The sequence below is a fragment of the Actinomadura sp. K4S16 genome (genome assembly GCF_008327685.1).
Lineage (GTDB): Bacteria > Actinomycetota > Actinomycetes > Streptosporangiales > Streptosporangiaceae > Spirillospora.
Window position 1 is genome coordinate 103,250 of record NZ_BDDE01000009.1, and the last position, 13,852, is coordinate 117,101.

A 13,852-nucleotide genomic window follows, 5' to 3' on the forward strand; every position below is an offset into this window, starting at 1 on the left:
GAGATGGCGGACGACACGAGGATCGTCGAGTACCTGAAGTGGGTCACCGACGAGCTCCAGCGGGCCCGCGGACGCATCCTCGAGCTGGAGAGCGGGCGGCAGGAGCCCATCGCCATCGTCGGCATGGGCTGCCGCTACCCGGGCGGGGTCACCTCGCCCGAGGACCTCTGGCGGCTGGTCGCGGACGGCACCGACGCGATCGCGCCCTTCCCCGCCGACCGCGGGTGGGCGGTCGAGGACCTCTACGACCCGGACCCGTCCAAGCCCGGCAAGGTGTACGCCCGCGAGGGCGGTTTCGTCTACGACGCCGGCGACTTCGACCCGCGCTTCTTCGGGATGAGCCCGCGCGAGGCCGTGGCGACCGACCCGCAGCAGCGGCTGCTGCTCGAGGTGGCGTGGGAGACGTTCGAACGCGCCGGCATCGACCCGATGTCGGTACGCGGTTCCCGGACCGGGGTGTTCACCGGCGTCATGTACTACGACTACCACACGCGCCTGCCCAAGGCCCCGGACGAGCTGGAGGGGTTCCTGGGCAACGGCAACGCCGGCAGTGTCGTGTCGGGGCGGGTGGCGTACACCTTCGGGCTCGAAGGCCCGGCGGTCTCCCTGGACACGGCGTGCTCGTCGTCGCTCGTGGCGCTGCACCTGGCGTGCCAGGCACTGCGGGCGGGGGAGTGCTCCCTCGCCCTCGCCGGCGGCGTCACGATCCTTGCGACGCCCGGCGTCTTCATCGAGTTCAGTCGTCAGCGGGGGTTGGCGGTGGATGGGCGGTGTAAGGCGTTCGGGGCGTCGGCGGATGGGACGGGGTGGTCGGAGGGGGTGGGTCTGGTGTTGGTGGAGCGGTTGTCGGATGCGGTTCGTCATGGTCGGCGGGTGTTGGCGGTGGTGCGTGGTTCGGCGGTGAATCAGGACGGTGCCAGTAATGGTCTGACGGCTCCGAATGGTCCCTCGCAGCGGCGGGTGATCGGGCAGGCGCTGGGTGCGGCGGGGTTGGCGGCCTCGGATGTGGATGCGGTGGAGGCGCATGGGACGGGGACGGCGCTGGGTGATCCGATCGAGGCGCAGGCGTTGCTGGCGACGTATGGGCGGGATCGGGTGGCGGGTCGTCCGTTGTGGTTGGGGTCGGTGAAGTCCAATATCGGGCATGCGCAGGCCGCGGCGGGGGTGGCGGGTGTGATCAAGATGGTGATGGCGTTGCGGGAGGGGGTGTTGCCGCCGACGTTGCATGCCGATGAGCCCTCGCCGCATGTGGATTGGTCCTCGGGTGGGGTGGAGTTGCTGACCGAGGCGGTGGCGTGGCCGGAGACGGGGCGTGCGCGGCGTGCGGGGGTGTCCTCGTTCGGGATCAGTGGCACCAACGCCCACGTCATCCTCGAACAGGCACCGCCCCCGGGCGCCGGGGACTCCGCCGGTCCACCGGAAGCGCTGGCCGACGACGCACGGGAGACAGGGCCGTCCAAGCCTCGCTTGCCCCTCCATGCCTGGCCCGTCTCCGGCCGTGGGACGCCCGCCTTGCGCGCCCAAGCCGAGCGCCTGCACGCCCACGTGGCCGCCCACCCCGACGTCGACGCCGCGGGCATCGCCGCCGCGCTGATCGGCACCCGTGCCGCGCTCGAAGACCGCGCCGTCGTGCTGGGCGAGAATGTCGGCGCCCTGTCCGAAGGCCTCCGTGCCCTCGCGGCGGGTGTCCCGCACCCGGCGGTCGTGGCCGGACGCACTGGAGCCAAGCGGGGCAAGGTGGCGGTGCTGTTCTCGGGTCAGGGGTCGCAGCGGGTGGGGATGGGCCGGGAGCTGTACGAGGCGTTCCCGGTGTTCGCGGGCGTGTTCGACGAGGTGTGCGGGCTGCTGGATCCGCTGCTGGGGTGCTCGCTGCGGGAGGTGGTGTTCGAGGGGGACGCGCAGGTCCTGGAGCGGACGGTGTTCGCCCAGGCGGGGCTGTTCGCGGTCGAGGCGGCGCTGTTCCGGCTGCTGGAATGGCTGGGCCTGCGCCCCGACTTCGTCGCCGGCCACTCGGTCGGCGAGGTCACCGCCGCGCACGTGGCCGGGGTGCTGTCCCTGGCCGACGCCTGCACCCTGGTCGCCGCCCGCGGCACCCTGATGCAAAGCCTCCCGCCGGGCGGAGCCATGACCGCGATCGGGGTTGGCGCCGACCAGGTCCTGCCGCTGCTCGCCGAGCATCCGGGGGTGGCGCTGGCCGCCGTGAACGGCCCCGACCAGGTCGTCATCTCCGGTGACGAGGAAGCCGTCGCCGAGATCGCCGGTTTCTGGGAGATCTGGGGACGCAAGGTCCGGCCACTGCGGGTGAGCCATGCGTTCCACTCACCCCGCATGGACCCGATCCTGGACGACTTCCACCAGGCCATCGCCCACCTGGACTACCGGCCCCCCACCACACCACTCATCACCAACCTCACCGGCGCCACCGCCGACCCCGACACCCTCACCACAGCCCAGCACTGGACCCAGCACATCCGCCACACCGTCCACTTCGCCGACACCATCGCCACACTCCATGAACACGGAACCACCGCCTACCTCGAAATCGGACCGCACCCGACGCTGACACCCCTGCTCCCGTCGATCCTCGACGCGTCCGAGTCGGTGTCCGAGTCGGTGTCCGAGTCGGTGGCTGTGTCGGCGGGTGTCCCGGCACGTCTCGTCACCACGCTGCGCGAAGACCGCCCCGAAGCCGAGGCTGTGCTCACGGCCGCCGCCCACCTCTTCAGCCAGGGCCACGACGTCGAATGGTCCCGGCTGGCACCGGACGCTCCCGCCGCCGCGCTGCCGACCTACGCCTTCCAGCGCCGCCGCTACTGGCTGGGCCTGCCCGGCGAGGAGACACCTGAGCATGTTCCCGACGTCCCGGCCGGGACCGGCGGCGCCGACGGCGTCCTCTGGGAGGCGATCGAGCGCGGCGACCTTGACGACGTGGCCGGCAAGCTCCAACTGGCCGCGGCGGAACGCGATGCGCTCGGCACGATCCTGCCCGCGCTGTCGGCCTGGCGCCGCAGCCGTACATGGTCCTACCGAATCGGGTGGCGCCCGGTCGCCGACACGTCAGCCGGACGCCTGCATGGCACCTGGCTCGCGGTCGTTCCCGCCGCGCCGGCCGCGGACGGCCCGCTGGCCGCGGTGCTGAACGCCCTGGCGGCGGGCGGCGCGACGGTGACACGGGCGAGCATTCCGGACGGTGCCACAACCCCCGGGCAGGTGCGCTCCGCCCTCGCCCAGGCGATCGGGGACGGCGGACCGCCACCCGAGGGGGTCGTGTCGCTCCTCGCCTTCGGCGCCGAGGAGGCCGAGGCCGCCACGCTCTGCCTCGTCGCGGCCCTCGCCGAACTCGGTGTCGAGGCGCCGCCATGGATCATCACGGCCGGTGCGGTCGGCGCGCTTCCGTCCGACCCTCCCGCCGACCCGCACGCGGCCCGCCTCTGGGGGGTGGACGCCGCCGCGAGGCTCATCGACCTGCCTCCGTCGCTCGGTTCCGCCGAGGAGGCTCGGCTTCGCGTCGTCCTCTCCGGCGCCACCGGCGAGGACGACGTGGCCCTGCGAGGGTCGGGCCTGTTCGCCCGGCGCCTCGTGCGCGCGGCCGCGGGGCGGAACGACGGAGCACCGTCCTGGCGTGCGGACGGCACCGTCCTCGTGAGCGGCGCGGACACCGGGACCGGCCGGCACCTCGCACGATGGCTGGCGGGCACCGGACCGGACGAGGTCGACCTCCTGCTCGCGGTCGCCGACGAATCCGGCGCCGCCGCGGCCGAGGCCCTCGCCGCCGAGGTGCGCGCGCTGGGCGCCGCCGCCCGAGCACTGGTCTTCGACCCGGCCCGCCCCGATGAGGCCGCGGCCCTACCTGCCGTCGGCGCGGTCGCGCACGTCGTCGGTGATATGGAGCACCCGGCCGCCGAGGCGGCGGCGTCCACCCTGGCCGGACTCGCCCGCGACCGGAACCTGGCGGCCGTCCTGCTGTGCGCGGAGCCGGCCGGTGATCACCTCCCGGCGTTGACCGAGCGCACGTCCGGAACCGCGTTCCTGGCGGCCTTCGCCCGCGCCCGGCGCGCCGAGGGGGTGCCGATGACGTTCGCGGTGGCGGGCCCCTGGCCTGAGCCCGGGGCGCCGCCCGCGGACCCGCCGGGCCGCCTGCGGCCGCTGCCCCCGCTCCAGGCCATCGGACTGCTGGCCGAAGCCGCCGTGCGCGGTGAGCCGTCCGTTCTGATCGCCGACGTCGACTGGGAGAAGACCGCCGGGGACGCGCCACCGCGCGTGCTGGCCACGCTGCTGCGCGGCACGGAGGCGGAGGCTGAGCAGGAGGAGGACGCGCCGGACGCGGTGGCGTCGCGGCGCCGCGAGCTGCTCGACGCCGATCCGGCGGAGCGCTCGCGCCTGCTCCGGACGGTGGTCCGTGACGCCGTCGCAGAGATCCTCGGCTATGCCGAGCCCGAAGCCGTCGGTTCCGACGACAGCGTGGTCGAGCTCGGGATGTCGTCGTTCGCCGCGCTCGAGCTGGCCACCCGCCTCACCGCGGCGATCGGCGCGACGGTGCGGCCCGCCGCCGTCTTCGACCACCCGACCCCGGACGGGCTCGCGGAGCACCTGAGCACCGTTCTGGACGGCGAGGAGGGCCTGGAAGACGACCGTCCGCCCGCGGGCCCTGAACAGGTGCCGGCTGAGCGGACGGCCGTGGAAACCGTCAACTGAGGGCGGCTCAACCGGCCAGATCGCGTCGCCGGAAGGCCAGCAGCCCGACCGCCGTGAACGCGCACGCGGCCGCCAGCAGCCCGAGCACCGGCACGACTCCGACCGGTCCCGCCGGCACCTCGTGGACGTGCGTGAACGGCGAGACGTCGAGGAGCGGCTGGGGCAGGTCTCCGAACATCGCCAGCGGGCCGAGGACCACCGCCACCACGAACACCAGCCACATCGGCACCCGTGCCCGGGGCCCCGCCAGCCCGAACACCGCGATGGCCGCGCCGCCGACCACGAACTCGGCCGGGATGCGCGCTGCGGCACCGCCCAGGATCGCGCCCAGCTCACCTGTCGCGTCACCGGACGCCGCACCGTAAGCCGCCGCCGCGCTCAGTGCGATGAGCAGCAGCAGCCCGACCGTCCCGGCCGCGACCCACAGGACGTGCGCGAGGAGCCAGCGGCTCCGGCCGACCCCCGCTGTCAGCAGCGGGCCGAGCCGCCCTGCCGCCTCCTCGGCCCGCATCTTCTGCAGCGCCTGCACGGTGAACCGCGCGGTCAGGATCGCCGCCGTGAGCCCCATGTGGAAGGTGAACCACACCTGTACCGGTTCGGCGCCGCCGAGCCGGTCGGCGAACGTGGTGAGCTGGTCGCTCGTCCGCACGATCTCCTCGGCCTCGGCACCGATCCCGCCGAACGTGGCCCCCAGTGCCACGAACGCGATCGCCCATCCGAGCAGGTGGGCCCGCTGGATGCGCCAGGCCAGCCCGATCGGGCCGCGCAGGGAGCGCGGCGCGCCCTCCGCGGCCTCGCGCGCGGGCAGGACCCCGGCGCCGATCTCGCGGTGCGCCGCCAGCCGGAAGGCGAGCGCGGCCGCGGCGCCGCTGAACACCGCGAACAGCGCGAGCACCCACCAGCGCTCGCCCGCGTAGGGGGACAGCTTCTGGCACCAGCCGATCGGCGACAGCCAGGACGGCCAGGCGCCCTCCACCGACACGCCGCCCGGGCCGACATGGCCCATCACGTCGCCGACGGCGCGCACCAGGAACGCGGCCGCGACCAGCGCCACGGCCAGCAGGTTCGCGCCGCGGGCCGTCGCGGTGAGCTGCGCCGCGACGGCGGCCATGGCCCCGCAGGCCACGCCGACGCCGCCCAGCCCGGCCGCCGCGGCGAACGACCCGGCGGCGGGCAGCCCGTTGACGATGAGCGCCCCGGCCGCCGGCGGCACCAGCAGGACATTGGCGCCGAGCACGCGGAGCAGCGCCGCCGCCGGGGCCGCGCAGCGCCCCACGGCACCCGCGCCGACCAGGTCGGCGCGCCCCGCCTCCTCATGGGCGCGGGTAAGCCGGACGACCGCGAACGTGCTGATCAGCCCGACCGCCGCGGCCGCCGAGATCAGCACCTCGGCCATCACGAGGGAGCCGATCCCGGTGCCCGACACCGCGCCGTCCACCGCACGGGCGGCGGCGCTGCGCGCGAACACCCTGGCCTGGCCCATCCGGTCTTGCGCGGTCGGGTAGGAGGCCACGACCGAGGTCACCCACAGGCACAGAATGGCCGCGGTCCCGAGCGTCCAGGCAGGCAGCCGCACCCGGTCGTAGCGCACCGCGAGCCTGGTCAGGGCGATGGTGCCGGCGAAGGCCGTCGGTCGGCGCTCTCGCGCGCGTGAGCGGCGGGGTGCCGAGGGCGCCCTCTCGGCGCCGCGCGTCCGCGCGTCCTCTCGCGCGCGGCCGACGGTCCGAGGATGCATCATGGGGCGCTCCTAGGAGAGGGCGCGGGCGGGCGCGCGACTGCCCCGCCCCGGCGCTCCCACGATCATCCGTCCCCCGCGCCGCCCGGCCCACCCCTATTACCGGTGCCGCCCGCCCCTAGGCCCCGCGATCGCGCGGGAAAGCGCCGTCCAAGCCCCGCTTCCTAGCCTGATCCGGCAGGCGTCATGGGCGCGGCCGCGCCCGCCGGCGACCACGCCCGACCGCGGAGAGGAATCCCATGGCTGCTCCGGACATCAGCGTCCGCTCGGTACGGACCGCCCTGCCCGGCCCACCGGTCGACAACGCGACGCTGGCCCGGCGGTTCGGCATGGGGGAGGCGTGGCAGAGCTGGGTGGACACCTTCGTCGGCACCGCCAACCGGCATTACGCCGTCGACCTGGAGACCGGCGAGACCCGCTGCACGCTCGCCGACCTCGGTGCGGAGGTCGGCGCGGAGGCGCTGGCGGCCGCGGGCGTCGACCCGTCCGAGGTGGACCTGATCGTGCTCGGGACCGCCTCGCCCGACGAGCTGATGCCCGCCACCGTGAACGTGATCGCCGACCGGCTCGGCGTGGACGGTGTACCGAGCTTCCAGCTCCAGTCCGGCTGCACCGGCGCCGTGCAGGCGCTCATGGTGGCGCAGCAGGCGCTGCTGGCCGGAACGGCGCGCACCGCCCTGGTCCTCGGCGGGGACGTCTCCTACAAGCACCTGGACCCGAGCGCGGACATCTCGGCGGCGCTTCCGGCCCAGCTCGTCAACCTGGTGCTGTTCGGCGACGGGATGGGCGCCGCCGTGCTGTCCACCGCTCCGTCCCCCGACGGAGTCCTGCTGCGCCGGCTGCTGCTGCGGCTGTCGGGCCTCGGCCGCCCGCCGGGTCAGACCGTCGCCTGGTACGGGGCGAGCCGGCGCGCCGAGGGCCCGGCCGCCAGCGAGGACTACAAGGCGATCGAGGCGTCCGTGCCGGAGATGGCGGCGGAGACCATGTACGAGCTCCTGGGCCAGGTGAACTGGAAGGCCGACGAGCTGTCCTACCTGCTCCCCCCGCAGCTCTCCGGCCGGATGACCGCCCGGATCGCCGAGCGGATGGCCGTCCCCGGGCCGGAGGAGCTGTCCTGCGTCCGCGAGATCGGCAACAACGGCAACGGCCTGCTGTTCTTCCAGCTCGAACGCCTGATGGAGCGGATCGGGCCGGGGGAGCGGGCGCTCGCCGTCGCCATCGAGGCCAGCAAGTGGATCAGGGGCGGGCTGGCCCTGGAGAGGGCCTGAGGTGCCGCGCCGCCCCGTCCCCGCCGTGAAGGGACCCGGACGGCTCACCGAGCTGGCCGCGGCCGGCCGGCTCGCCGCCGAGTACCCGCGTGTCCGGGCCCTGCTGCTCGGCGCCTCCGACGCCGAACTGGCCAGGGCAGGGAGGCTGCTGGCCCGGCTCGACCCCGACGAGGTCGCGCGGACCCATCCCGGCGTGCCGGCGTGCACCGTCGCGATCACCGGGCACGGCACCGTCGCCGGGCTGGTGCCCGCGCTGACCGCCGAGCTGGCCCGGCACGGGATCCTCACGCGTCCCCACCTGGCTCCGTTCGGCACGTACGTGAGCGAGTTGCTCGACCCCGCGAGCGCCCTGTACGCCGCCGAGCCCGACCTGACGCTGTGCGTCCTCGACGCCGGAGTGGTATTCGACGAGGTCCCCCCGTCTTGGCGGCCCGGCGACGTCGAGCGAGCCGCTCGGGAGAAGGCCGCCCTGCTGCGAAAGCTGGCCGTCGCGTTCACCTCCGCCGGCCGGGGCACGCTGGTGCTCAACACCGTTCCGCTTGAGCACGGGCACGCCGCCCAGCTCGTGGACCACCGCTCCAGGGCGCGGCTCGGCATCGTCTGGCGGGAGTTCAACACCGCGCTCCTGGAACTGGCGGCCGAACACCCCGATGTCGTCGTCCTGGACCTCGACCCCCTCGTCGGCGCAGCCGGAGCGGTCGAGGACCCGCGGCCCTCGGTCTACGCCAAGGCGCACCTGAACGCGGAGGTCCTCGCGGCCTACGCCCGGGAGGCCGGGCACCTCGCACGGCACCTGGCCGGGCGCACACGCAAGTGCCTGGTCCTGGACCTCGACGGCACGCTGTGGGGCGGAACACTCGGGGACGACGGACCGGAGGGCGTCACCGTCGGCGAAGGCCTGCGCGGGGAGGCGTTCGCGAGCTTCCAGCGTGTGGTCGGCCAACTCGCCTCGCAGGGGATCCTCCTCGCCGTCGTCAGCAAGAACGACGCCGACCTGGTCCGGACCGCGTTCCGGGACCATCCGGGCATGGTGCTGCGCGAGGAGGACTTCGTCCGGATCGTCGCGAACTGGGGGCCCAAGCCCGACAACCTCGTCGAACTGGCCGCCGATCTCGGCCTGGGCGTCGAGAGCCTCGTCTTCGTGGACGACAGCCCCTACGAGCGCGACCTGGTCGCGCACCGCCTCCCGGAGGTCGCCGTCGTCGCGGTGGACGAAGAGCCGGCCTGGCACGCGCCGCGCCTGCTGCGCGACGGCTGGTTCGACGTGGTCGAGCTGACCCGGGAGGACGCCGCGCGTCCGGCCCGCTACCGCGCCGAGCTGGACCGGCGGGACTTCTCCGCCGGGTTCGACTCCCTGGCCGACTACCTCCGGGAACTGGACGTCAGCGTGGACGTCGCCCCCGCCCGGGAGCGCGACATTCCGCGCGTCTCCCAGATCACGCTGCGCACCAACCAGTTCAACCTCACCACGCGGCGCCTCTCACAGGGCGAGGTCGCCGCCATGGCCACGGATCCGGACACCTCCGTGCTGACCGTCCGCGCCGCCGACCGCTTCGGCGACAACGGGACGGTGGGCGCGGTGTTCCTGCGCCGCCGCGGCGATGAGCTGCACATCGACAACTTCCTGCTGAGCTGCCGGGTCTTCGCCCGAGGCATCGAACAGGCGTGCATGTCCGCCGTCCTCCTGCACGCGCGCGCCACAGGGGCCAGCGCGGTGGTGGGCACGTACGTGCCGACGCCCCGCAACGCGGGGGCCCGGGACTTCTACCCGCGGCAGGGCTTCCGGCGCGACGGCGGAGCGGACGGCCCGGACGGCGCGCGCACCTTCCGCCACGACCTGCGCCACATCGCCCCGGCACCCGGCCACATCAGGCTCACCGCCGGATTCGCGGCATCCGAAGGGACGCAACAGTGAACACGATCGACGACCTCGTCGCGCTCGTCCGCGACGAACTCGGCCTGCCGGTGACGGTCGAGACCGCCGGCCTGGAGTTCGACAGCCTCCCCGGCTGGGACTCGGTCCACCTGCTGTGGCTGCTCACCGTGCTGGAGGAGCGGACCGGCCGCAGCCTGTCCATGCCGGACCTGCTCGAGGCGGCCAGCCTGGAGAGCGTCTACGCCCTCGTCGCCGCGCCATGAGGACCGCACCCGTCGCCCACGAGCGGCGCCACACCCTGCACTTCCTGGAGGAGCTGCGGCCGTTCGCGCCGGTCTTCCTGGACACCGAGGTCGACATGTCCCGCGTGCTGGCGCACCGCGCCGCGAGCCGCGCCGGCGGCGGGCACTACTCGATCGTCTCCTACGTGCTGCACGTCGCGGGCCGGGCCCTCGTCCGCCACCCGGAGGCCAACGCCGCCATCCGCGGCCGGGTCCGGCCCACGGTGGCCCGCTACCCGGCGGCACACGGCAAGGTCACCCTGGACAAGACCCTGAACGGCCGGCGGGTGGTCCTCGCCGCCGTCGTCCCGGACACCGACCGCGCCTCGCTGGAGGAGGTGCAGCGCCGCATCGACCACCTCCGTGACGGTGACCCGGCCGCGATGCCCGAGTTCTCCGGGGTCCGGGTGCTGCATCGACTGCCATGGCCGCTGCGCCCGCTGGCCTACCGGCTGGGGTCCCGGCCGCTTGCGCGTCGTGCCGAGGTGCTGGGGACGTTCGCGGTCACCTCCCTCGGCCACCGTCCGGTGGACGGTTTCCACTCGGTCGGCGGCACCACCGTCACGCTCGGGATCGGCCGCGTGCTGGAGCGGCCCGTCGTCCGCGACGGGGCGGTCGCCATCGCGCCGATCATGCGGCTCAACCTGGCCTTCGACCACCGCGTGATCGACGGTGCCGAGGCCGCGGACCTGCTGGCCGACGTCAAGGACGGCCTGGAGGGCTTCGCCGAGCACCTCCCGGCCCTGTCGGGAGAGGGCGCCGATGAACGACGTTGAGGAACTGAAGACCTTCGCCGCCGTGCACGCCCGCACCCAGCGGATGTCGCCGCGGCATTGCGCGGAGATCCTGCGCCGGATCACCGGCGACGAGGAAGGGGCGCGCGGCTCCTGGGCACGCGTCTGGTGCGAGGCCGCCGAGGAGTTCGAGCGCCGCGGGCGTCCGCTGGAGGCAGGCAGGCACTACGCCATGGCCCGGTTCCCCTATGTGGACGGCCCGGCCCGCGCGCACGCGCACAAGAAATGCGTGGAGATGTTCGGCGAATGGCGGCGCGGGCTCCGCGGGGTCGAGCGCCTCGACATCGAGGCCGCCGGCGGGCGATTCGGCTGCTACGCCGCCGGCCTGTCGTCCCGGAAACCGCTGCCGCTGCTGATCGTCACGGGGGGCATCGTCAGCGTGAAGGAGCAATGGGCGCCGACGCTTCGGCAGTCCGCCCGGCTCGGCATGGCGTGCGTGGTGACAGAGATGCCGGGCGTGGGGGAGAACGGCGTCCCGTACACCGCACGGGCGCACGAGATGCTGTCGGCGCTGATGGACGCGGTCGGCTCCCGGGCCGACACCGCCCGCACCTACGCGCTCGCGCTCAGCTTCAGCGGACACCTGGCACTGCGCTGCGCCGCCGAGGACTCGCGGCTGCGCGGCATCGCGACGACCGGTGCCCCGGTCGGCCCGTTCTTCACCGACGCGTCCTGGCGCCGCGGGGTCCCGCGCATCACCATGGACACGATCGCGCATCTCGCCGGGGTCGCACGCGCGGATCTGGACGGGATCCTGCCCGGGTACGCGTTGGATTCCGCCGAACTGGCGCGCGTCCGGGCGCCCGTCCGGTACGTCTCCAGCCTGCGCGACGAGATCATCCCGCGTGCGGACGTCGCCCGCCTCCGCGCGCACCTGCGCGACCTGAAGGTCCTGGAACTGGACGATGTGCACGCTTCGCCGCACCATCTGGCCGAGTCGAGCCTGTGGACGGCGCGGTCGCTGCTGGAGATGAGAGGCCGGGGCGGCGTCCAGGCCGCGCTCCTCGGCGGGGTGCTGGCGGCGTTGCGGGCCCGTCGCGGCCTGACCGCCCTCCGGAGCCGCTGATCCGTCAGGCCGGCACGACGGTCAGCGGCAGGCGCTTGACCCCGAAGAAGTTCTGCGGGTGGTGCTCCAGTGCCGCACCGGGCGTGACCCGGATGTCCGAGTAGCGGTCCAGCAGGAGGTTCAGGGCGATCTCCCCCTCCAGGCGGGCCAGTTGCGCGCCCAGGCAGTAGTGGATTCCCTTGCCGAAGGCGATGTGGGGGTTCGGGCGGCGCCGCAGGTCGAACTCGTCGGGGCGGGCGAACTGCCGCTCGTCCCGGTTGGCGGAGGCCAGCCATGCCTTGACCAGCGAGCGCGGGGGGATCGTCGCCCCCGCGATCTCGACGGCGCCGCGGGTGTAGCGGGGGATCATCAGGATCGGGGGCCGGTACCGCAGCGTCTCGTCGAACGCCGCGGGGACCAGCGACCGGTCGGCGCGCACCTCGGCCGCGACGCCCGGGTGCCGGTCCAGGCACTCCACCGTGTTGGTGATCATCATGGTGGTGGTGATGAGCGCGGCCTCCAGCAGTACGCGGCCGAAGTTCATCGCCTCCCGATCGGTCAGCCGGTGCCCGTCCACGTCTGCCGTCACCAGCCGGCTCAGCAGGTCCCCGGCCGGTTCGGCGCGCCGCCGCCGGCAGTGCTCCAGCAGGTAGGCGTTCACCTCGCCGGACCCGGCCCCGACCCGCTTCATCGCGTCGGGGTCGGTGACCGGGTCCAGGACGAGGGCGGCCACCATCCGCGCGGCCCACATCTCGAACCGGCCGCGGTCGGACGTGGGGATGCCGAGGATCTCGGCGATGACGGTGATGGGCAGCGGCAGCGCCAGGTCCCGCACCAGCTCCAGTTCCGTGCGTCCCGCGGCCGCGTCCAGCAGCTCCACCGCGGTGCGGCGCACGCGCGGCTCCAGCTCGGCCACCGCCTTCGGGGTGAAGATCCTGCTGATCACGCGCCGCACCTTCTGGTGTTCGGGCGGGTCCAGCCACAGCATGCTGCCTCGGAACCGGGCCGTGCCCGGCAGCACCGGGGCCGGGTCGCTGGAGAACACGGCGTGGTCGGACACGACCCGCTGCACGTCGGCGTAGCGCAGCACGTGCCAGATGCCGTCCGGATCGCGCGCCACAGGCCGCTCGTCGCGCATCCGGCGCGCCCAGCCGAACAAGTCCGCACCCCCGTCCGACAGCCGGGGCGGTGCGACGGGCAAGGTCCGCGGGTCGGTGGTCACTGTGCCTCCTCACGGGCCGGCGCCGGACGCCGGCGACCACGGGACGGGTGGTCCTAGGCGGGCAGGTGGGCGGTCACGACGAGGTAGCCCCCGTAGCCGCCTTGGGCGACGATCTCGTCCCGGAAGGGCAGCACGTCGCGCTGCGCCTGCATGACCCGGGCCAGGTCAGGCGGGAACTCGGGGTCCTCGTCCAGGCCGGCGCGCATGCGCTCCATCAAGTGCGCCTGGGTCTTCTGGATGTTGACGCTGACATCGACGACCTCGTCGAGTTCCAGGCCCGCGCCGCGGACCAGCGGAGGGTAGTCCTCGATCGGGATGAGCGGCGAGCCGCCCATCCAGGCATCGAACACGGCGCGCGCGGCCCGCTCCGCCTCGGGGGACAGGGTCGCCTTGCGAAACGCCTCGCAGAAGGCGAGCCGGCCCCCCGGCCTCAGCACCCGCGCGATCTCGGCGAGCACCCGGGCCCGGTCGGGCATGTGCCCCATGGATTCCAGCGCGAGCACCGCGTCGAAGGAGTCCGTCGGAAACGGCGGGGCCATCGCGTCGGCGACCTCGAACCGGACCCGTTCGGCGAGCCCGGCCGCCGCCGCGCGCGCGGTGGCCGTCCGCACGTCCTCGGCGCTGACCGAGATGCCGATCACCTCGGCGCCGGTCGTCCGGGCCACCCGGATGGCGGGCTCGCCGGTACCGCATCCGAGGTCGAGGATCCGTCCCCCCGCCACGCCGAGCTTCTCGGCCATCAGGTCGGTGAAGCGCTCGGACGCCTCCTCCAGGCTGCTGTCGTCGTCGGGCCCGGTCCAGTAGCCGTAGTGCATGGCGCCGCCGAAGAAGCGGGTGAGGTGGCGTCCGGTCCGGTCGTAGAAGTGGCCGATCTCGCCCGGCGAGGGGAAGGCGGTGCTCGTCGTCTCTCCAGAGGCCATGGTGTCTCCATTGGGT

Annotated in this window: 9 protein-coding genes; 6 read left to right on the forward strand and 3 right to left on the reverse strand. The window is 74.1% G+C overall.

Going from position 1 to position 13,852, the window contains the following annotated elements:
* The first annotated feature begins 3 nt into the window (after positions 1-3).
* Positions 4-4,695 carry a type I polyketide synthase gene (locus tag K4S16_RS00370; RefSeq protein WP_149256781.1) on the forward strand — a complete coding sequence of 1,564 codons (4,692 nt, stop codon included), beginning with the start codon at positions 4-6 and terminating at the stop codon, positions 4,693-4,695.
* Between the two features lie 7 nt (positions 4,696-4,702).
* Here the strand turns inward: K4S16_RS00370 and K4S16_RS00375 are convergent, their stop codons facing one another.
* Complete coding sequence (locus K4S16_RS00375; RefSeq protein WP_149256782.1) at positions 4,703-6,433, reverse strand: ABC transporter permease; 1,731 nt, start codon at positions 6,431-6,433, stop codon at positions 4,703-4,705.
* Between the two features lie 236 nt (positions 6,434-6,669).
* Here K4S16_RS00375 and K4S16_RS00380 point away from each other — a divergent pair, with 236 nt between their 5' ends.
* Genes K4S16_RS00380 through K4S16_RS00400 form a run of 5 tightly spaced genes read left to right on the forward strand, consistent with a single transcriptional unit; the run spans position 6,670 to position 11,715 of the window.
* Positions 6,670-7,698, forward strand: a complete 1,029-nt coding sequence (locus K4S16_RS00380) for a 3-oxoacyl-ACP synthase III family protein (RefSeq protein ID WP_149256783.1) — start codon at positions 6,670-6,672, stop codon at positions 7,696-7,698.
* Between the two features lie 25 nt (positions 7,699-7,723).
* Positions 7,724-9,613, forward strand: a complete 1,890-nt coding sequence (locus K4S16_RS00385) for an HAD family hydrolase (protein WP_200841595.1) — start codon at positions 7,724-7,726, stop codon at positions 9,611-9,613.
* Positions 9,610-9,837, forward strand: a complete 228-nt coding sequence (locus K4S16_RS00390; RefSeq protein WP_149256785.1) for an acyl carrier protein — start codon at positions 9,610-9,612, stop codon at positions 9,835-9,837. Before K4S16_RS00385 ends, K4S16_RS00390 begins: the two co-directional genes overlap by 4 nt.
* Positions 9,834-10,631 (forward strand): 2-oxo acid dehydrogenase subunit E2, encoded by a 798-nt coding sequence (locus K4S16_RS00395; protein WP_149256786.1) that lies wholly within the window; start codon positions 9,834-9,836, stop codon positions 10,629-10,631. Before K4S16_RS00390 ends, K4S16_RS00395 begins: the two co-directional genes overlap by 4 nt.
* Positions 10,618-11,715, forward strand: coding sequence for an alpha/beta hydrolase (locus K4S16_RS00400; protein ID WP_149256787.1), 1,098 nt, complete (start codon positions 10,618-10,620; stop codon positions 11,713-11,715). The genes K4S16_RS00395 and K4S16_RS00400 overlap by 14 nt, the downstream gene beginning before the upstream one ends.
* A 4-nt stretch (positions 11,716-11,719) precedes the next feature.
* On the opposite strand, the gene K4S16_RS00405 is transcribed toward K4S16_RS00400, so the two are convergent.
* Together K4S16_RS00405 and K4S16_RS00410 are read right to left on the reverse strand one after the other, a co-directional pair.
* Positions 11,720-12,916 carry a cytochrome P450 gene (locus K4S16_RS00405; RefSeq protein ID WP_200841596.1) on the reverse strand — a complete coding sequence of 399 codons (1,197 nt, stop codon included), beginning with the start codon at positions 12,914-12,916 and terminating at the stop codon, positions 11,720-11,722.
* 53 nt (positions 12,917-12,969) lie between these two features.
* Positions 12,970-13,836: a cyclopropane-fatty-acyl-phospholipid synthase family protein gene (locus K4S16_RS00410; RefSeq protein ID WP_149256788.1), complete on the reverse strand. Its 867-nt coding sequence runs from the start codon at positions 13,834-13,836 to the stop codon at positions 12,970-12,972.
* Positions 13,837-13,852: the final 16 nt, after the last annotated feature.